We start from the raw sequence: 21,291 nt of genomic DNA, 5'->3' as shown, positions 1-21,291 counted from the left end.
ATTTCATTCAATACGGAATTGGGATTCTGAACATATAGTGTTGTATCATTTTGCGCTAAAATGTTCCTCCAGTTCTGGAGAAACGGAATTAGGCTATTAGCAGTTCTATGCGGTTCGCTAGACACTACAGTATTTGCCGATGTTTCACCTCCCGCAATGGTGAGACCATCAATTTCATAGTAGTCCATGTCCGGTTTCATCCAGAAATAGCGACGGTCATTTAAGTCTACCCCACATAATACTATGTCTTTAAAGCCCAATAAATAAGCTAAGTTTATACAATCAGTGAGTGTCCCGGGACCGTGCGTTAGACCGTATTTGATATTGTCAGTAGGAGGGTGGAAACCTCGAACTTTGTTCTTAAATGGGAAGATTTTTGTTCCTCTACGGAGTATTTTTGAGCCGACAAAAAACTTGGCTGCCCATCCTTGCCAATCACGCTGGAAACAAAAAACACTGTTCTCGTAGTAAGGGCTTGAATTTATAACATCAGCAATATTCTTATGAAATGAATTACGTTCATAACCAATGAAATCAACATCTCCAATTTCACGAACGATGTGATAATCAATATCTATTAGTTTTTGAACAAAAAAGTTATTAAAGCTTAACGTATTATGTTTTGAAATTTCTGCCCATTCACCCGCGTTTATATCCGATATACTTCCGCCTGAGCCGAAAATAAAAATGGTATCGCTTCGTTTCCTTTGAAGTAAATCATCAAAAGAATGTACTTGATAAAAATCTTTGGGAAGTCGTGATATCTCGATTTCTGAAAGCAGTCTTTCAGGGAAATACTGAATGAATTGTTTACACTTCCGTAGATTAGAAGCCGAACAGTTATAGAAAGATATTATGTGTTTTTTCATATTAAGGTGCAAAAATTGTGGCGTATTCACTATTTACTTTCTCATAGTCGGAGAACCGACCTATATCTGCCCAATACTCGTGAACCACATAGGGTAAAAGCACAGAATTCTCACTTATAAGTGTTGAAAATAGATCTGTCATATCAAAAAATATATTTTTTGGAATCTGCTTTAATACTTCAGGCGCCAATATGTATATACCTGCGTTGATATAATGAAGCGTTGAAGGTTTTTCGTGTAAGGCTGTTATTTGATCTTCACTTTCTGTAACTTCTACGACGCCAAAGGGGACTTCGATTTTGTATTCTCGAACACACATTGTCGCCGCAGGTTGAAGTTGTTCATGCCGTTTAATCAGGTTCGAGAAATTCACATTTGTTAAAATGTCTCCATTCATTACAATGAACGGAGAGGTGGGCTTGAATTCTAGTAAACTTAAACTTCCAGCCGTTCCCATTTTCTCTGTTTCGCGAATATATTTGATCTCGACGCCGAATTCTTTACCGTCACCAAAGTGATCCTCAATCGTATGAGACAGATAATTTACGGATAAGATAAATTTCTTGAAGCCATGCGAAACAAACTGGCGAATGATTGTTTCCAAGATAGGTCGAGAGCCAACTTTCAACATTGGTTTAGGTATATCATTTGTAAGTGGGCGAAGTCTTCTTCCTTCGCCACCAGCCATGATAACGACCCAGTTATCATGCTGTAATGATTTTGACAGTTCATTCAACTCCAGTATGTTTATAACTTGACCATCGATATCTACAACAGGTAGTTGCTGTATGCCGTTTTTTCGCATAAAGGAGATTGCTTCATTTTGATCTACATCATCATCCAAGATTAATGGCGCTGTATTCATAATTTCTGTGAGTGGGGTATTTAAAGGCAATCCCTTAATTAGAGCACGCCTTATATCTCCGTCGACAACAATACCTTCAAGTTTCTTCTTCTCATCTATGATAAGTACAATTTTCTTGCGATATTTTTCAAGAATCGTGAGCGCATCGCTGATTTTACTCTTATTTGGTAAAGAGATGTTTTGTATGTCGCTTCTTATAGTCATAGTTTTTTATTGGGCTTAGTTCGACAAATTTGTAACATTGAGATACTTATCTATAATACTTATGGAGTCTCACATGATTATAGTAGTGATCATAATAAGACAATTACATTTTGTATGGTAAGTTCGCTAACACATTGCGAGTTTTCGCAGAAAATTTATTCTTTGATTAGATCATCAGGATCGTATTGTTTTGAAGCTTTTTGGCCATTCAGATCAAGAAAAGCCATAGGATGCAACCCATCACCAGGGCGTTTCGCAGTTAAGTTTTCTTCAGTTAGAATCTCATCTTTAGATATTTTGCATGATGCTACTAAAGAACCACGGACCGCGAGTTTATTTTTTGATTCACTAGATGAAGGTTGCTTTTGTCCGCTACCTAAAGCTCGCTCAATGTCGCGGATGCCGGAAACAAGTTCGTTTAGTTCTTTCGGAGATAGAGAGGCTTTGTGGTCCGGGCCCGGAAGGTTTTTATCCAAAGTAAAGTGTTTTTCGATGACTTTTGCGCCAACTGCTACGGCACCTAAAGATGCGTTAATACCTTGAGAATGATCTGAGAAACCGATGTCGAGTTCGAACTCGTCATGCAGCGTTCGGATAGCGTTTAGATTTATGTCACTCATAGGTGCAGGATAAGCACTTGTGCAGTGAAGAATTGTAATTTTTTCTCTTAAGAGGTCATAATTTTGTTTGCTTTCCAACTGCTCTAACGCTTCCTCTCGTGTTGGTATGGAATGCGGATGAGCAAGTCCATATGAAATAACACCGATAGAAAGTTTAACTTCTTCAAGTGAAGCAAGGCCAGTGGAAATTATAATAGGTAAATTTGTACGTGCAGCGTGAAGTAATAAGAATGGATTCACCATTTCGCCCGACGGTATTTTTACACGCTTGATTTTAGTTTTAGAAGTTAGAAAATCTAAGCTTTTGATATCAAAACCAGTCGACATAAACTCAATGTTCTTTTTTGCACAATGCTCCGCCAGCATGCAAAACTCTTCTTCCGATAGCTCCAGAGCCCGAAGCATATCTTGTTGAGATACTGCCCCTTTTGTTGCCGACCTTTGATAGTCGCAAGTCTCGGCGCGCTGAGTTGTTAGCTCATCTGCTTTAAAAGTCTGAAACTTAACAGCATCTGCTCCAGTCTCAGCTGCGATATCTACGAGATCGAAAGCGCGCGATAACTCTCCATTATGGTTTACGCCTGCTTCTGCAATTATATAAACGTTTTTAGACATTTTAACCTTCAATTTTGGTCTCAGAGATTTTGATCTAGGTGCCGATTCTCAATAAGTTAGCGAACTCGGTTCTCCAAGAAATAGGATCAGTATCGTGTGACAACCGTTATCCGCTTGCGTATTACGCATTATTTTTAAATCCTGATATTGTCGAGGTCATTGAACTTCTTGATAAGTATCTTGTCGAGTTTGATTTTAGAAAGAATATCAACAATTTGACTCGACGCATTGCCATAGCCATATGGATTTTTGAAACTTAGCATATTACGTTGGAAACTTTTTGATTGAGATTCACGAATAGCGTTAAGTATTTCGTCCTGATCATCGTCACATTGAATTATCGAATTGCCAGCTATTCTACCGCGTTGCCGTGACCCAATATTAATAGTTGCAGTATTGAGCAATGGTGCTTCAATTATACCACTTGAGGAATTTCCAATAACTGCGGCGGCAATTTTTAATACGCTTAAATATCTTAACATACCTAAATTTTCTACCAAGATAGCGTTTGGCGCATGGCTTTCCACAAAATCTCTGACTAGAGGCAATATTTCTCTACTATTGGGATCACTATTTGGATGTGTGAAAATAAAGTTGCTTTCATTAAGTTCACTCAAAGCATCTAAAAGTTCCATAACGGCCCATTTTGGTGTTTTATCTTCTAAAGTTACCGGGTGATATGTGATTAGAAAGGTTTTTTTGTCGAAGTCCAGTTTAAGGTCTTCGGATAATTGTTGTCTGCTTAGCGGGTTAAGTTTAGTTATGTTGTCTAAGCCCATTGCTCCGACGTTGAAGACTTTCTGTGGGGACTCACCCATTTGGATGACACGTTGACGATAAATATCCGTGGAAGTGAAATGCAGATGTGACATTTTAGTTATCGCATGACGGATGGCCTCATCAAATGCACCTTCTGTTGTTTCTCCTCCGTGTATATGACCGATGGGTATTCTGTGTATTGTTGCTGCTTGCGCTGCTGCGAGCAACTCATATCGGTCACCCAAAAGAAACAGAATATCGGGTTGATGACGCTGTAATGCTTCAGACATGCCTAACGTGGTTAGTGCCAGTGATTTGCATATAGCGGATTCAGAATCTCCGGAAAGCAAACCTTCTATTCTTTCCCAAATTACATGACTATTTGCCTCAATCTGATTAACAGAATGACCAAATTCATGTGATAAATGCATGCCAGTTACAAATAGTCCAACCTCAAACTCTGGATGTTCTTTTAACTCATCGATTAGAGGGGTAAGCAAGCCATACTCAGCTCGGCCACTTGTGAAAATTGCTACTTTAGTCATATGATTTAGATTGATTGAGTAAGTTGTTAGATAACGTATCGATCAGTGTTGACATAGCTTTGACGGTTTTCTCTAACCATGAGCCATTCTGCATATTTTGCCAAACCATTGCGCAGACCTTCGTGACCGTGATATTTTGGTTCCCATCCTAGCAGTGTCTTTGCTTTTTCATTTGAGCATAGCAGGCGTTCCACCTCACTGGCCTCGGGTCTAATACGCTGTTCTTCTGTTTCAATTTCAACCTGATTACTAGTAATCTCCATGCAAATATCAACCATATCGCCTATTGAAATGTCATATCCGTTCCCAATATTAATCGTTTCCCCGATTGATTTCTCGCTATCAAGAATAGCGATCATTCCACTAACGGTATCCTCGATAAAGTTAAAATCACGGCGTGGGCTTGCTGCGCCAAGTTTTAACTTGGTAGCGCCGTCGATTAGTTGACATAAAACCGTAGGTATTACAGCGCGTAAACTCTGACGCGGTCCATATGTGTTAAATGGTCGGACTGTTGCAACTGGGACATCAAATGAACGCCAATAGGACATAGCAATCTGATCAGCACCAATTTTTGATGCTGCATATGGCGATTGACCAACCAAAGGGTGTTCTTCTGAAATGGGCACGAACTGAGCCGTACCATAGGTTTCACTTGTTGAAGTATGCACGACTTTTTTGACACCTAGTTGGCGTGCAGCTTCAACGACATTTAGCGTTCCTTTGACGTTGACATCTACAAATGCTTCTGCCGCTACATAACTATAAGGGATAGCTATAAGAGCAGCTAAATGCATTACGCTATCACAACCTCTCATTGCTTCTGTCACACAATATCTGTCCCGTATATCTCCGAGAATGACTTCTATTTTATCTCGAGTGTTAGGGTCAGATTTGTCCAACCAACCCCAACTGTTAAAACTGTTATAGCAACAGAACACACGTACCGAACGCCCTTGGCGGACAAGTTCTTCCACTAGATGACTTCCAATAAAACCGTCTCCGCCAGTAACAAGGATCTTCGAATTCATATTATCTACCATTTATTTCCCGTTTTTAATTCTTGATTGTTTACGAATCTGCGATATATGCCATCCAGCTTTAATAATTCGTCGTGCAAACCTAACTCAGATATTTCACCATTCTCCATCACCACGATCTGGTCCGCATCTTGGATGGTCGATAAACGGTGGGCGATCATAATAACAGTTTTGTTTTTGAAAAGTTTCCTCAATGTATCCTTCAGAAAACCTTCAGTTTCTGCATCTTGAGCACTCGTGGGTTCGTCAAATATTATTATGTCAGCTTCTTTTGCCAGTGCTCGTGCGATCGTTAGTCTTTGGGCTTGGCCGCCAGACAGGCGAATGCCCCCTTCACCAAGATATGTGTTATAACCATTAGGCAACTCCATAATAAAGTCATGAATATCAACGAGCTTTGAAACCTCTTCTGCCTTTTCAAATGTTACACTTTCATAGCCTAATCTAATGTTTTCAAGAATTGTTCCATTTATTAGTATAGCTTCTTGCGGCACATAAGCTATGCGATTGAACCAATCACGCATAGATATTTCGGTTACATCTTGCGCATTAAGGAATATTGAGCCATGTGAAGGTTTTAAAGCACGTAACAGCAATTTGGAAAGCGTTGATTTTCCTGAACCTGATTTCCCTACAAGTGCGGTGAATTTACCAGATTGAAGAGTTAAGTTTATACACTTGATTGCTGGGCTATTGTCATCATTATACTTGAAAGCAACATCCCGAAAAGAGATGCTCCCTTTTAGAGACGGTATCGATTTGCCTGAAAGGTTTATTTTTTTCTCAGTGGCATGATCCAAAGCATTTTTTACTTTGTTTAGTAATGGCAGAAGTTGAATAGTTCTATTGATTCTATTGTTTATACCTGCAACTGGGGATAGCAGGCGCCACAGAACAAAAACAAAGACCATCAACGTCTCAATCCAAGTTGTATCATTTTCAGGAGCATTAATACCTAGGGCCAATAGAACTACCGCAAGTCCTAAGGTAGTAGTCATACCTTGAATAGGTCGCGTAAGGGCATTCAGGCGACCAAGTTCTCCTGTGTACTTGATGTTCCGACTAACAGTTTTGTGAAAATCATTTTCGCGAATAGGGGCCAAGCGGTAGACGCTATTAACAATATTGTCGGCTAGCATTGATAGCACATCATCGTTTATTCGAATTTGCGAATCTGCGACAACTTGGGCTGTTTCTTTTTGGGATCTTAGCACCCAGCTGATCGTTAAAATAATGATGCATACTATAAGAATTGTAAAAATTGTGGCTTCCCAGCTTACAAAAAGCAGCACAGAAAGGTGAAAAATTAGCAAAAATACGAGAGGAATAAGATCGACAATATTGAAAATTAGATGTCCAACATATCCTGAAAGTGTTCCAATTATTGTGACGCTTTCACCTTTCTCTATATTCACAAAAGTATTGTGGTCGACAGAAAGGTATTTTTGAAATAGTGATTTCTTTACATCACCGTCTATATAAAGTCGTAATTTTAAGGCTACCAATTCATTGAGAAAGAGTAGCCACTCTTTCACAGATAGAACTAAAATTAACGCGCCCGAAGAATAGAAAATAATTTCCTTGTTAGATAAATTACTGTCCTGAATCCAGGAAAAATTGAAACCTGCAAAAGTTAAAGAGTTAGTATTTTCAGCATTCAATATAATCTTGATAACAGAAACAAAAGCCCCAATGCTAATAAGGTCAGAAAAAATTGCGAATATGGACAGTATTACTACGAAGATAAGATTAGTATAGTACTTCAAAAAATAAGGATTGAAATATCGAAGCAATTTGCCGATTTCACGCAAGCTCTTAAACACTATTTTTTCCTAAAATTATTTCTTTGTATTTTTGAACAAAGTTATCTTTGTTGTTTTGTTTTTGACGTATTTGTCTCATTCTCCTGAGACGATCTTGAATATTTTGATCAGAGAGAACCGAGATGATTTGATCCACTAGATCTGTAGCATCGGCTGTTCTAAAACCAATAGCAGTTTCTCGCGTTATGTATTCGCGACATCCAAAAGTATCAGAAACTATAAGGGGCTTATCAGCGACTTCTGATTCTAGTCCAATATTAGAAAGTGCTTCAATTAAAGAAGGAATTATCACTATATCTGCGATTTTGTATAAAGCAACAGTGGGAACATCTGGGATTTGACCATCGTCTTCAAGGAAAGTTTCTACTTTGAAATCAATATTATGGTTCTCATCAATTACGGTAAAATAGCGTTCTACATTAAGCTCTTCAGAAATTCTAACAATGTCGTTGAAACCTCGACCTTTTAATAGAAAGCGTATGTTATCTATACTTCTATCTCGTAACACCATTGCAGCATCCAGGAGAGTATAAAAACCTTTTCGTGAGTCATTTCTTCCAATAGCATAGATGTATTTTGTTTTTTCTGAGCGCTTTGCTATATAAGTAGAAGACAAAATTTTATCGAGACGCACGGTATCGACTCCATTTAGAATCTTATGTGCTTTGTTGGTAGGGACTCCTAAAGCTTTAAGTTCACTAAGCATATCTTCAGATATGGTTATGAAATGTCCTGATTTTCGATACCAAAGAAGAAAAATTCTTAAAAATACTTCGTTCTTGACTTTCGTTCTAAAGCCTTTATAGGCTATTCTATAAGGAGAGTTCCGTACGATCTCTTTATAGTTAGTTTTTCTTGGATTTTGAATATCTCCTCCACGACAGGTTACACTCCAGTTCCGATGCCGAAAGTATGGGAAGAGAGCCATCATGGTATTTAGCATACAAAAATGAATCGCGCGGAAATCTATTAGGTCTGCGCATAAATTGATCTTTTGATCGCGGTTCAGAATGATATCGCGAAAGGAGATAAATAAAGTCTCATTTGGGAAATACCGAATATTAAAATCAGGCTTTTCAGGTTGTTTGGAGCGTTCTTTGTCAGGTAAGAATACTGTAACGGAATAACCATCTTTTGTTAAGCTGCGCACCAGGCTCTGTGTTGAGTTTTCTGCGCCACCTATTCCAAAAAAACTATTCGCGACAACAGCAATTTTGAAATTTGACTTAGTCATTTTCATTCCAGTTTTGATACCATTCTTGGAACATAAGCAAGCACCATATTATCGGGAAATTATTTGCTCCTCCATTTTGGTGTTGTTGCCACAGATGTTCCACTTTCGAAGGATTGAAAAAAACTTGTTTTTGAATGTACTCTTTGGAAAGATATGCGTCGCCCCAAGCAAAAAGCTCATTCTTTAACCAATATTTTACTGGAACATTGAAGCCGGATTTTGGGCGATCTACAAGTTCCTTAGGTATGTATTTATAGAGTACTTGGCGAAGTGGCCATTTGCCAACTCCATCCATATATCTATATCTAGAAGGAATGCGCCATGCGAGCTCTACCACACGGTGATCAATGATTGGTACGCGAAGTTCTAAGCTGTGAGCCATACTTGCGCGATCAACCTTGGTTAGAATGTCGTCAGGTAGGTATAATTTGCTATCAATAAACTGCATTAAGTCCTGCAGATCAGTAAGTTTATTGCTGATAGTTTCATCGTTGAAGATATCGAGTTCAGACACATCCGATAAAATGAGATCCTCTGGCGTTAAATATTGAGACAAGTGTTTTTGATAGGATTTCAGTTGCGTTAACCCCGAAGCCTTATCCGCAAGCTTGGTTGTATAGGTATACAAATCCATTCCATAAGGACTTGCAAGGACGCGTTTAGGGAGTTTTTGAATTGCTTTGATAAACAACTTACAAGCAAATGGACTAAACGCACTGGTTTTAGTCCAAACAGAGTTCATTATATCATAACGACGATACCCCCCAAACAACTCGTCCCCGCCATCACCTGATAGGGCGACAGTAACCTCCTTTTTGGCAAGTTCAGATACAAGGTAAGTTGGTATTTGCGAAGAATCTGCAAAAGGCTCATCATAAACCTTTCCCATCTTAGGAATAACTGAGATAGCATCAGTAGCACTTACATACAATTCTGTATGTTTTGTTCCTAGGAATTTGGCAATGGCTTTGGCATGTTGTGCTTCGTTGTAGTTTTCTTCTTGGAAACCAATAGAAAAAGTACTGATTGGTTGGCTGCTATGTTCTTGAGTGAGAGCTGCTATTGTTGAGCTATCTATCCCTCCTGATAAAAGAGTGCCTAGCGGGACATCTGATAATAGGCGGTCTTGGACAGCAGTTTTTAGAGTTTCGTGCAACTGATCGACAACGTCATCGGGCGAAGAGAACTTGTTTCTCTTTGCTTTTTCTAGGACTTGCTCTAAGTCCCAGAACTTTTTCTGTTCTATGGTGCTGTTTTCACCAATACAGAGAATTGTACCGGGCTCAAGTTTATGAAAATTTTGGAAGATACAATGAGGAGCAGGTATATAGCCGTATCGTAGAAACAGTGAAAGAGCAGGTCTATCGATTTGGAACTCTAGATTCGAGCATTTCTTAAAGGCTTTTAATTCAGATGAAAAAGCAAAAATATCGTTTTGCTGAGTCCAGTATAATGGCTTGATGCCCATTCGATCTCGAATAAGATATAGTTTTTTCTCTTTTTCGCTCCACAGAGCGATTGCAAACATTCCTACAAATTTGGCAAGTGCTTTTTCGATTCCCCATTGTTGGAAGGCACAAATAATTGTTTCCGTATCAGAGTGACCTCGAAAGTTATAACCCAATCGATTTAATTCTTCTCGGATTTGTAAATGATTATAAATTTCCCCATTAAAAGCGATAGTTAGATTAGTATCTGGAGAGTGCATCGGTTGATGACCGCTCTCTGATAAATCAAGAATCGCAAGACGCTGGAATCCAAATGAGATATTTGTTCCTGAGCCGATCCATGTGCCTTTTGAATCGGGTCCTCTATGGATCAGTTTATTTGCCATTTCCGCACATATGTTTTTAACGGATGACTTAGATGAAGATTGTGAGCGATCCCAAAGGCCTACGATTCCGCACATGACTATAACTTTTCTAACATTCTATCTTAGATCAAATTACTTACTTGTTAGCGGATAAATCCGCGTCAACCATTTCCTTAACTAACGTTTCAAGGTCAGTTTTGTGGTGCCAGTTAAGCTCTCTGTGTGCTTTGGCAGGATCGCCAATCAGTAAATCAACTTCAGTTGGACGGAAATATCTTGGATCTACTTTCACAAGGATCTTACCATTAGAGGTGTCAATGCCTTGCTCATCCAAACCATGGCCCTGCCAAGAAATTGTAATATTTACATGTTTGAAGGCAAGTTCTACAAATTCACGCACCGAATGGGTTTCGCCGGTTGCAAGAACAAAATCATCGGCGACTTCATGTTGTAGAATTTTCCACATGCCTTCTACATAATCTTTTGCATGTCCCCAATCTCGCTGAGCTTCTAGGTTACCTAAATAGAGAATATCTTGTCGGTTGTTTTTTATATCGGCAACCGCTCGAGTAATTTTACGCGTTACAAAGGTTTCTCCGCGAATAGGGCTTTCGTGATTAAACAGGATCCCGTTGGATGCATGGATCCCATAAGCCTCACGATAATTGACAGTAATCCAATATGCATAAAGCTTAGCTGCAGCATAAGGAGAGCGGGGATAAAATGGAGTTTTTTCAGTTTGAGGAACCTCTTGAACCAAGCCGTATAGTTCGGACGTTGAGGCTTGATAGAACCTAGTTTTGTTTTCCAAGTTTAGAATTCGAATAGCGTCAAGAATCCGCAATGTCCCAAGCCCATCGGAGTTTGCAGTATATTCGGGTGTTTCGAAACTAACTTGCACATGACTTTGTGCCGCTAGATTATAAATTTCATCTGGTTGCACTTCTTGGATGATTCTAATTAAGTTAGTAGAATCAGTCAGATCTCCATAGTGAAGATGAAACTTACTTTTTTCTTCGTGAGGGTCTTGGTACAAATGATCTACTCTGCCGGTGTTGAACGATGAGGACCTGCGCTTAAGGCCGTGAACTTCATACCCTTTATTAAGTAATAGTTCTGCCAAATAAGCACCATCTTGCCCTGTGACACCAGTGATCAATGCAATTTTTGTCATTAATATCTTCTTGTATTAGTGGTTTCGAAGAGTCTGGATATTTTCTAAATACCAGTCATAATAAAGCTTCAAGCCTTTTGAAAGTTCTGTGGAGTACGTCCAGCCCAAATCAGCAAGCTTTGATACATTGAGAACTTTTCTAGGCGTTCCATCAGGACGAGATGTATCAAAAACGATTTCACCTTTATAGCCCACAGTTTTAGCGATCAGATGCGCAAAATCTCGGATACTTAAATCTGCACCAGTTCCAACATTTACTGGGAGCACGCCTGTATAATGTTGACTTAAGTAAATACATGCATCTGCCAAGTCATCTACATAAAGGAACTCGCGAAATGGAGTCCCGCTTCCCCATACTTCTACTTTTGGAGCATCGCACATTTTCGCCTGATGAAATCGATCTAATAAAGCAGCTGGAACGTGACTATTTTCTGGGTGGAAGTTGTCACCAGGTCCGTAGAGGTTTGTGGGCATAACCGAGATGAAATCGCATCCATATTGTTTTTTATAGGCTTGGCAAAGTTTGATGCCTGCAATTTTTGCTATGGCGTACCATTCATTTGTTGATTCCAGCTCACCTGTTAATAATTCATCTTCGGAAATGGGTTGGGAAGCATTACGTGGATAGATGCAAGAGGAACCTAAAAAAACTAATTTTTCAACATTATTGAGGTGGGCTGCGTGAATGATATTAGTTTCAATTGTTAGATTGTCATATATGAACTCGGCAGGATAACTGTTATTTGCATGGATTCCTCCCACTTTTGCCGCAGCTAAAAAAATTGTATCAGGTTTGTTTTTTTTTATCCAATCCATAACATTTTGTTGGTTGGTCAGATCTAATTCCTGTCGCGTGGTTGTCAAAATGTGACGATTATAGTGTTGCAACGAGCGAACGATAGCACTTCCTACCATCCCATTATGCCCTGCGACCCAGATTTTTTTATTTTCCAACTGATACATTTGATAACGTGTTCCACAATTGCTACCGCAGTGCGGGTGAATTTCACCAACACAGCCCAATAATTTTTAGGAAACCAATATGTGGTTTCTTAATTTAGCTTGCACAAGCTAGATGCCGAAATCTCAGTTTTTACTTTACGATTTAGCAAATCCAGCAAAATCCAGATTCTATCTTTGCTTTCGACAGACAAGATTGTGCCAATTATTCCTTCAAAAACGCTGTCTGTTGTGACACGCATTTTTTGACCAACTTTTAGATCTAAATTCTTAGTTTCTGGTAAAATGTAACCACATGAACTTTCTCGCTCGATGATAGTTTCCATTAATCCTTTGGGTAGATAGCTAAGTCTATTGCCAAACTTAACAATAGATCTAACACCTTTGGAGTATTCTATCGGTCTCCACTGGTCATGCGCCGTATCTATAAGTACAAAGATGTACCCTGGAAATAAAGGTCGTTTTACCTCTTCAGTTTTTCTAGCATGTCGACGCGTCTTTAGCAGCTTTGGACAATATCCTATAAAACCTTGGCGTTCTATATTGGTTAATGCTAGTTCTTCTGAATTTGTATGTGTTGTGACAGCAATCCAGTTTTTTGTTGAGGCTGTATCTTCAATATGCAATTCAGCCTCCATTATTTTAAAAAAGCTGGAATTAAGACACGAGATGAGTCCAGATCACAGCTTTGAGAAATGTGATTAATATCCACGGCGCCTGGAATGCGTAACTCGAAATCAGTACCGATCAACGCATCAATTTTAACAGGATTTTTAAGCGTAAGGCTGTTATGTATATTCAATACTGGTATTTCATTGCTATCAACACCATTCCCTTTTAAGTTGAGGATGTATTTTAAATCAATGCTTTCATGTTTGGTTGCTACTAATAATGCAAGTTCACTAAGTTCGCTTTCCCCCAGAAAGGCAACTGAATGCCACCTATTTGTTTTGCAAAGTTGAAACAATTCTTCATATTGACGGCGTCCAGCCTTAAAAATATCAAAGGAAGATCGTAAGTAATCTGCAGTTAAATTTGCCTTCTCAGCAAAACCATCTGGGGTTAAATAATAAAAATATCTTCGAACTGGCGCTTGTTGAAGTTTTATAAAGCCTTTATTCACACAACGCTTGATATGCCAATTAACCATGCCAACGGAAATGCCGACACTTTCCGAAATCTTTTTTTGAGAAATTGTCGGGTCTCGTTCAATTTCAACTAGGATTTCTCGCAGGACTCTTGAATTTGACATGATAGTTTGCTTTGTTGATGTTCAATAATTGAACTTCTATAGATATTCTAGTTAAATTGCAAGTCAATGTCTTGATGAATTTGTCTGTTTTAGTAGTGAAACTTTATTCGTTCAGTCAGCAGGCCATTCCTAGAAATACGTTCTATAAATATCCTCAATTCGCCAATGTGAAAAATGCAAAAGTATAGTATATCACGTTTTCGCATCGCTCGTTTAGTAATTACATCAGGAAGTTGATTTTCGAACTGAAAGACATGACATTTAAGTTTTAATACTTGGACGAAACATCGGATATACGGTTTTTTGCGCAGCCGGCTTATGCCAAAGAAATCGTATCTATATAATGAAAAGAGAAGCAATAAATATCCAAATTAGGTTTATTCACTTACTTTATATTTTCCAGTTTCTTAATAAATTACAAATCTTAGCTATATCATCAAGCGGCATGTTGCTTGAGCAGGGAAGTGTCACTACTCGGTGTGATAAATATTTCGCGCTTCCATTGGTGTATGTTTCAAACTGTTTGTAAGGAGCCTGATGATGCAAGGGCTGCCAAAACTTTCTAACCATAACTGCATTGTCTGTCATATAGGATATAAATTTATCCAATAAATCCTCGTCTTCAAATATTAAGCTTGTCAGCCAGCCATTACTTTCAATATCTTTACTAAATGGCTGTAATTCACATTCTGTCATATTCTCAACGCATTCTGAAAAGTCTGACATAATTTTCCGGCGCTTTGAGATCATGCCTTCTAAGCGCCCAAACTGTGCGCGCCCTAAAGCAGCGTTTAAATTAGGCATTCGATAATTGAAGCCAACTTCACTATGAATATAATCCGTACCTATACGCGCTTGCGCACATAAAAATTTAGCATGTTTTGCCAGATCTTCATTATCTGTTACGATCATACCACCGCCACCAGTCGTTAGAACTTTGTTCCCGTTGAAACTAAAAATTGAGGCTTCACCGAAGCTGCCGCCATCACCAGCTGGCGACTTGGCCCCCAATGCGCCAGCGGCATCCTCAAATACCTTAACATTGTAATTTTGGCATATCTCATTTAGCAGATAAAAGTCAGGAAAATTATTAAGAACGTCTACCGCGATAACAGCCTTGACGTCTTTGTTCAATTTGAGTGCTTTTTCAACTAAATCCGGATCAAGCACCCAGTTCTGTCGAGTTATATCAACAAAAATTGGCTCCCCGCCAACATGCAGAATAGCATTGACTGTTGCTACAAAACAATAGGTGGGTAAAATCACCTTATCGCCTTGTCCAATCCCGGCGCAAGTTAACATCAATTGAAGCGCAGCAGTGCCTGAACAGGTAGCAATAGCAAATTGTCGGCCACAATATTCCGCAATCTCTTTTTCAAACGCTTCAATTTCAGGTCCAGCTGAAGATACCCAAGAGGATCGCACGCAGGCCATAACGGCTAATTCTTCGGCTTCTGATAAATCGGGAACAGATAATGGAATCATGAAATCACCTAAAAAGAAAACTTGAAAACGTTTATATATTAATAGGTTATCCCTTCCTAAACAATACCCTACACCACTTGCTATAAATTGCCTATATTCAGTCCACTTTTACTATACGCTTTTTTATCTTAGGGATTACTGCTTAGTGATAATACATTTCCCCACGATGTTATAAACGTGGGTGTTTTGGCATCTCTTTCATAAACTCCACTGTAGCAGTTTAGTGTAGCAAATGACAAAAGAATTGTTTTATATTCAGTAGGTTATTGAATTTAATAGGCTTGAAAGTGAAATGGTGGAGCCTAGGGGGATCGAACCCCTGACCTTTTGGCTGCCAGCCAAACGCTCTCCCAGCTGAGCTAAGGCCCCACATGTCTTTTCTAGCATAGAAAGTTGAAGCATAGATATATGCTTCATACTGATAGCGTTTTTATAATTAGGATTTCATTAGTTGCAAGAAAAAAATAAGGCAGCTCAATTTCGTTCAATTTGTTATTTTTCCCAGAGATGAGTTTTGGCTGATTTCCACAAAATCTGAGAAACTTAATCCTGTATGCTTTTTATATATTTGGTCGATGCTACCATCGGCATGCATTTGCCCTAAAGCATTATCGATCCTATCCCGTTTTTCCACAAGTGACACATTAAATGTAGGGTAAAGAGGTTGCACATTATGTACGGGGAGAAGAGGAACGAGCTCATATCCTTCTTTTGTAATGACATGTTGCATGACCACAACATCTGCATATACAAGATCTAAGCGGTCATTTACTATTAATTGAGCTGCGCTATCTTCGCTTTGAACCCAATCTATGACTTTGAAGCCCGCATCCAAGATTTCGTCTGAATATTTATAACCTTGCATTAAGGCCAGGCGTTTGTCGGTTAGTAAGCCTACATATTTATAACGTCCATAGTCTTCACTGGCCCGATGCCAGAACGCTTCAATGTAAAGGGCGCTGGGATGCTTGCCATGAATGAAGCCAGGACGTTCTACGGCTTCCATCGCGAAATCAATATCACCGCGTTGAACATTCTTTAAGCATCTGTTCCATGGGAGAGATGATAAGGTGAGGTCATAATTAGATCTCTTTGCAGCTTCATGCATGATATCTACAGTAATACCATAGGGTTTATCATCTATGAGCTGGGTATAAGGCGGCCATATTACAAAACAGCCAGTTAGTTTATCGGCTGCTTTAGTTATGGATGTAAGTGGTAGCAATAAAAGCAAAGATAGACATAAAGTTCTCATTAGCATCGTTTTTCCCCTCTATTGAGAAGTCTATGCAAAGCTTACAATAGAAAGAGTAAAAAAGCGAATCTTCTACCAAAAACTAAAAAGCCCGATGAGAACATCGGGCTTTAAATCAAATTCTAATATGTGACTTCTATACGTCGTCACCACTGTCATTTGTATTGGTTGGGTTAGCACTGCCAACAACTGGCACATCATCACCACCTAGATCATCTGTATCTTCCAATACATCTTCAGCGGTATCATCCAATGCTGCATCTAAATCATCTGTGTCCAACAATGCATCTTCATCCGCAACCGGTGCTGCTGTTTTTTCGGATGCTTTGTCTGGCGCTACGCCGCGATTACGTTTTAATTTTGTAGCCGCTTCTGGGTCAAACTCGGTTTCACATTTTGGGCAGACGATAGGATCTTTTTGTAGATCGTAGAATTTTGCACCACAGTTCAAGCAACCGCGCTTCATGCCCCATTCAGGTTTCGCCATGGGATATCTCCTTACTATTCCTGAAAATCAGGATTCCGACGGGAGCCATCGTAATATACGACAAGCTCTACCAATTAAAAACTTTACTATCTTCTTTTAATGACTTGTCGTGCCTTCTGGCAACAGGAAACTGCATTGTTACCATATGTAAAAGACTGGTTTTGTCATTGGAAGAATATTTCAGCGGGTCGATTGCCAAATTATTGGCGAGTTGTCAAAAGAAAAACTGTAAAAAGAGCAAAATTAATCTGCAATTTTATGAAAAACAAAATTTATGAAAAAGAAACGAATATCTTCTATGGAAAATAGTCTGCTTTTTAAAGAATAACTTGATTGTCACGCAGTCTATCTGCATGTTACTGACCTTCTCAGAAAACAAGATATATCTTTCTTATAAGGAAAGCTGATACATGAGCAATTCTGCCCGTCCAATGAAATCTTTTAAATCTTCTGGTCTAAAAGGCGAGATCACTATCCCTGGTGATAAATCTATTTCACACCGTTCCATTATGTTGGGCAGTTTGGCTGTGGGCCGTACAACGGTGAAAGGTTTGTTGGAAGGTGAAGATGTTTTGTCTACCGCTGCTGCTTTTCGCGCGATGGGGGCAACTATCGAAAAACATCAGGATGGCAGCTGGACCGTTGATGGTGTTGGGCTTGGTGGATTGCAAGAGCCGGAAGATGTCTTGGATATGGGGAATTCTGGTACTTCTGCGCGTTTGATCCTTGGGATCATGGCAAGCCATAATATTTCGGCATGTCTTACAGGAGACGGTAGTCTAAGAAAGCGCCCGATGAAGCGAGTAACCGATCCACTTGGGACAATGGGCGCAGAATTCCATTGTCGTAGTGGGGAGCGTCTGCCTCTTTATATCAAAGGTGCACAGGATGTACTGCCTATTGAATATGAGTTGCCAATGGCATCTGCGCAGGTGAAGTCTGCTGTCTTGCTTGCTGGTCTTAATGCGCGCGGCAAAACAACAGTTATCGAAAATAAACCAACCCGTGATCATACAGAACGTATGTTAACTCATTTCGGTGGTGAAATCGCAGTTGAGCCTATGGAGAATGGCGGTAATCGTATTACTGTTACAGGCCAACCTGAATTAACTGCTGCTGACCTAATTGTACCATCTGATCCAAGTAGTTCCGCTTTCCCGATGGTGGCGGCTTTGTTGACCGAAGGGTCTGAAATCCAGATGCCGAATATCGGCTTGAATGAAACCCGTACAGGTCTCTTTACCACCTTGCGGGAAATGGGCGGTGAAGTGATCATTGAAAATGAACGTATTGCAGGTGGGGAACCTGTCGGCGATATCACTGTACGCAGTTCAAACCTGAAAGGTATTGTTGTGCCGCCGGAACGCGCCCCAAGCATGATTGATGAATATCCAGTGTTGGCTGTGGCAGCCGCTTTTGCGGAAGGTAAAACAGAAATGCGCGGCGTAGAAGAATTACGTGTGAAAGAATCAGATCGTCTTTCTGCTGTTGTGGCAGGGCTTCGTGCCAATGGCGTTGAAGTCGAAGAAGGTGAGGATTGGATGGTTGTCCATGGTACAGGGGGCAAGATTCCTGGTGGTGGCATGGTGGAATGTTTCCACGATCATCGCATGGCGATGTCTTTTTTGATTATGGGATTGGTTTCGGAGCAACCTGTGACCGTAGAAGATGGTTCTCCAATTGAAACAAGTTTCCCAATTTTCCGTGATCTTATGACAGGCCTTGGCGCGAAAATCGAAGACGCATAAATTTTAAAAGACGTAGGAAGAATACCAATGGGTAAAATCATTGCTGTAGACGGCACCGCGGCAAGCGGTAAGGGGACTATTGCCAAGAAACTGGCAGAACATCTGAATTATGCCTATTTGGATACGGGTAAGCTTTATCGTGCTGTTGGCTATAATGTGGTGCGCTTTGGTGGTGATGCTGAAGATCCTGATGCCGCGCTTGATGCAGCGAATAGCTTGAATTATACACAGCTAGATGATGATGCATTGAAGTCTGATCAAGCTGCACAGGCCGCGTCTAAAGTGGCCGCAATGCCAGAAGTACGGGCAGCTCTTTTAGCCTTCCAAAAGAACTTTGCCAGCAACCCGCCAGTGGGTAAAGATGGGGCGATTTTGGATGGTCGTGATATCGGTACAGTAGTCTGTCCGTATGCAGATTCCAAGATTTACATGACAGCTTCTGTAGAAATTCGTGCTGAAAGACGACATAAAGAGTTGATTCAACGGGGCGAAAGCTCTATATATGCGCGCGTTTTAGAAGATTTGAAAGAAAGAGATCAGCGTGACAGCAATCGGGCCGTGGCCCCTTTGAAGCCCGCTGATGATGCAGAAATTATCGACACATCTGATTTATCAATCGATGAGGCTTTTGAGGCCGCTTTAAATGCTGTTTTAATTTCAAATAGTTAAGTTAACAGGCTTAACGAACGAACTAAAATTTTTATCTGTTAATCGATGTTTGACCGAGCCTCACGACAAGCATCATTTTTTAACCTTGAGGTGAGACCGTTGGAACCAACCATACGGCCAGAATAGTTTTAAAATTAGAAGGAAACTTTGAAAATGACTGCAGAAAGTTTTGCTGCACTGCTTGAGGAAAGCCTCGGCGAACGCGATAGCCTAGAAGGTACAGTTGTAGAAGGTACAGTTGTATCCTTATCCAACGACATGGTATTGATCGATGTTGGTTTGAAATCTGAAGGCCGCGTTGCACTTAAAGAATTCGCACCAGCTGCTGGTGAACCTGCGAATGTAAATGTTGGCGACACTGTTGAAGTATACGTTGAGCGCATGGAAGACAAAAACGGTGAATCCGTTCTTTCTCGTGACAAAGCGAAACGTGAAGAAGCTTGGACTGCTCTTGAAGTTCAGTTCAACAACAACGAACGCGTACAAGGTGTTATCTTTGGTCGCGTTAAAGGTGGCTTCACAGTTGATCTTAACGGCGCTGTTGCATTCTTGCCAGGTAGCCAAGTTGACATCCGTCCAGTACGTGACATCACACCGTTGATGGGTAACGCACAACCATTCCAAATCCTGAAAATGGACCGTACACGTGGCAACATCGTTGTTTCCCGTCGCGCTGTATTGGAAGAGTCCCGTGCAGAACAACATGCGGAATTGATGAAAAACCTTAAAGAAGGTGAAACACTTGAGGGTGTTGTTAAGAACATCACAGATTACGGTGCTTTCGTTGACCTTGGCGGCGTAGACGGCTTGTTGCACGTTACAGACATCTCTTGGCGTCGTATCAACCACCCATCTGAAGCTTTGACAATCGGTGAGACTGTTAAAGTTCAAGTAATCCGCTTCAACGCTGAGACACAACGTATCTCCTTGGGCATGAAACAACTTGAAGCTGATCCATGGGAAGGCGTAGATGCTAAATACCCATTGAACGGTCGTTTCAAAGGTGCTGTTACAAACATCACTGACTATGGTGCATTCGTTGAATTGGAATCCGGTATCGAAGGTTTGGTACACGTTTCCGAAATGTCTTGGACAAAGAAAAACGTACATCCAGGCAAAATCGTTTCCACATCTCAAGAAGTGGAAGTTATGGTTCTGGACGTGGATGCTTCCAAACGTCGTATCTCCCTAGGTATCAAGCAATGCATGGACAACCCATGGGATACATTCTTGGATAAATACCCAGTTGGTTCCGAAGTTGAAGGCGAAATCAAAAACATCACAGAATTCGGTTTGTTCATTGGTTTGACAGACGACATCGACGGCATGGTTCACATGTCTGACCTATCTTGGGATCAGTCTGCTGAAGACGCTTTGGCTGGTTACAACAAAGGTGACGTTGTTAAAGCGAAAGTATTGGATGTTGATACAGACAAAGAACGCATCTCTTTGGGCATCAAGCAACTAGCTGGTGATCCATTCGAAGACGCGTTGGGTGACATCAAACGTGGTGACGTTGTTACATGTACAGTTGTTAAAGTAACAGAAGCTGGCATCGAAGTTGAAGCTGGTGAAGGAGCTCCAGGCTTTATCCGTAAAGCTGACCTAAGCCGTGATCGTGGCGAACAACGTCCAGATCGCTTTGCAGAAGGTGAAAAAGTTGATGCGAAAGTAACAGCTGTTGATAAATCTAGCCGTAAGTTGACACTCTCTATTAAGGCGCATGAGTCTGACGTAGAAAAAGAAGCTATGGCTAACTTCGGTTCTTCCGACTCTGGTGCGTCCTTGGGCGACATCTTGGGTAAAGCGTTGAAAGAAAAATCTGGTGAATAATCGCTAACGATTTTCTTCAAACCGAAGATCAAAAGTTTAGG

At 40.3% G+C, this 21,291-nt stretch carries 18 protein-coding genes and 1 tRNA gene; 3 read left to right on the top strand and 16 right to left on the bottom strand.

The window, feature by feature from the left end; genetic code table 11:
* From E1160_RS17205 to E1160_RS16435, 16 genes are all read right to left on the bottom strand, one after another.
* Positions 1-899: motility associated factor glycosyltransferase family protein (locus E1160_RS17205; protein ID WP_218048969.1), on the bottom strand; the 899-nt coding region annotated here is incomplete at its 3' end.
* The gene (locus E1160_RS16505; protein WP_155157224.1) at positions 871-1,938 is read right to left on the bottom strand and encodes a nucleotidyltransferase family protein; all 1,068 of its coding nucleotides are present in this window, start codon (positions 1,936-1,938) and stop codon (positions 871-873) included. The genes E1160_RS17205 and E1160_RS16505, both read right to left, overlap by 29 nt.
* 155 nt (positions 1,939-2,093) lie before the next feature.
* The gene (gene neuB / locus E1160_RS16500; protein ID WP_155157221.1) at positions 2,094-3,173 is read right to left on the bottom strand and encodes an N-acetylneuraminate synthase; all 1,080 of its coding nucleotides are present in this window, start codon (positions 3,171-3,173) and stop codon (positions 2,094-2,096) included.
* 134 nt (positions 3,174-3,307) lie between these two features.
* Positions 3,308-4,477, bottom strand: coding sequence for a UDP-N-acetylglucosamine 2-epimerase (gene neuC / locus E1160_RS16495; RefSeq protein ID WP_155157219.1), 1,170 nt, complete (start codon positions 4,475-4,477; stop codon positions 3,308-3,310).
* A gap of 26 nt (positions 4,478-4,503) precedes the next feature.
* Positions 4,504-5,508, bottom strand: a complete 1,005-nt coding sequence (locus tag E1160_RS16490; RefSeq protein ID WP_155157301.1) for an NAD-dependent 4,6-dehydratase LegB — start codon at positions 5,506-5,508, stop codon at positions 4,504-4,506.
* Positions 5,509-5,513: 5 nt separating this feature from the next.
* Entirely contained in the window at positions 5,514-7,340 is a 1,827-nt protein-coding gene (locus tag E1160_RS17475) for an ABC transporter ATP-binding protein (RefSeq protein WP_155157216.1), read from the bottom strand.
* Entirely contained in the window at positions 7,333-8,574 is a 1,242-nt protein-coding gene (locus E1160_RS16480) for a glycosyltransferase family 4 protein (RefSeq protein ID WP_218048967.1), read from the bottom strand. The genes E1160_RS17475 and E1160_RS16480 overlap by 8 nt, the downstream gene beginning before the upstream one ends.
* Positions 8,567-10,483 carry an asparagine synthase (glutamine-hydrolyzing) gene (gene asnB, locus E1160_RS16475; protein WP_155157212.1) on the bottom strand — a complete coding sequence of 639 codons (1,917 nt, stop codon included), beginning with the start codon at positions 10,481-10,483 and terminating at the stop codon, positions 8,567-8,569. The genes E1160_RS16480 and asnB overlap by 8 nt, the downstream gene beginning before the upstream one ends.
* A gap of 40 nt (positions 10,484-10,523) precedes the next feature.
* Positions 10,524-11,561 (bottom strand): GDP-mannose 4,6-dehydratase, encoded by a 1,038-nt coding sequence (gene gmd, locus E1160_RS16470; protein ID WP_155157210.1) that lies wholly within the window; start codon positions 11,559-11,561, stop codon positions 10,524-10,526.
* Between the two features lie 15 nt (positions 11,562-11,576).
* Positions 11,577-12,524 carry a GDP-L-fucose synthase gene (gene fcl / locus E1160_RS16465; protein ID WP_328597168.1) on the bottom strand — a complete coding sequence of 316 codons (948 nt, stop codon included), beginning with the start codon at positions 12,522-12,524 and terminating at the stop codon, positions 11,577-11,579.
* Between the two features lie 89 nt (positions 12,525-12,613).
* Positions 12,614-13,147: a transcriptional activator RfaH gene (locus tag E1160_RS16460; protein WP_218048966.1), complete on the bottom strand. Its 534-nt coding sequence runs from the start codon at positions 13,145-13,147 to the stop codon at positions 12,614-12,616.
* Between the two features lie 11 nt (positions 13,148-13,158).
* Positions 13,159-13,773 (bottom strand): winged helix-turn-helix transcriptional regulator, encoded by a 615-nt coding sequence (locus E1160_RS16455; RefSeq protein WP_155157206.1) that lies wholly within the window; start codon positions 13,771-13,773, stop codon positions 13,159-13,161.
* 390 nt (positions 13,774-14,163) lie between these two features.
* Positions 14,164-15,258 (bottom strand): aminotransferase class I/II-fold pyridoxal phosphate-dependent enzyme, encoded by a 1,095-nt coding sequence (locus E1160_RS16450; protein WP_155157204.1) that lies wholly within the window; start codon positions 15,256-15,258, stop codon positions 14,164-14,166.
* Positions 15,259-15,551: 293 nt separating this feature from the next.
* Positions 15,552-15,627, bottom strand: a tRNA-Ala gene (locus tag E1160_RS16445).
* Between the two features lie 115 nt (positions 15,628-15,742).
* The gene (locus E1160_RS16440; RefSeq protein ID WP_155157201.1) at positions 15,743-16,519 is read right to left on the bottom strand and encodes a substrate-binding periplasmic protein; all 777 of its coding nucleotides are present in this window, start codon (positions 16,517-16,519) and stop codon (positions 15,743-15,745) included.
* A gap of 130 nt (positions 16,520-16,649) precedes the next feature.
* Entirely contained in the window at positions 16,650-17,000 is a 351-nt protein-coding gene (locus tag E1160_RS16435) for a TIGR02300 family protein (RefSeq protein WP_155157199.1), read from the bottom strand.
* Positions 17,001-17,410: 410 nt separating this feature from the next.
* Between E1160_RS16435 and aroA the strand changes: the two genes are divergently transcribed.
* From aroA to rpsA, 3 genes are all read left to right on the top strand, one after another.
* Positions 17,411-18,748 carry a 3-phosphoshikimate 1-carboxyvinyltransferase gene (gene aroA, locus E1160_RS16430; RefSeq protein ID WP_155157197.1) on the top strand — a complete coding sequence of 446 codons (1,338 nt, stop codon included), beginning with the start codon at positions 17,411-17,413 and terminating at the stop codon, positions 18,746-18,748.
* Positions 18,749-18,775: 27 nt separating this feature from the next.
* Entirely contained in the window at positions 18,776-19,417 is a 642-nt protein-coding gene (gene cmk / locus E1160_RS16425; protein ID WP_155157195.1) for a (d)CMP kinase, read from the top strand.
* 153 nt (positions 19,418-19,570) lie between these two features.
* A complete protein-coding gene (gene rpsA, locus E1160_RS16420; protein WP_155157193.1) occupies positions 19,571-21,250 on the top strand; it encodes a 30S ribosomal protein S1 in 1,680 nt (559 codons plus the stop codon).
* Positions 21,251-21,291: the final 41 nt, after the last annotated feature.

It is taken from the genome of Curvivirga aplysinae (assembly GCF_009711445.1).
Taxonomy (GTDB): Bacteria; Pseudomonadota; Alphaproteobacteria; order UBA8366; family Aestuariispiraceae; genus Curvivirga; species Curvivirga aplysinae.
The sequence above is the reverse complement of the archived record's forward strand: the minus strand, read 5'-3'. Positions and strand labels throughout refer to the sequence as shown.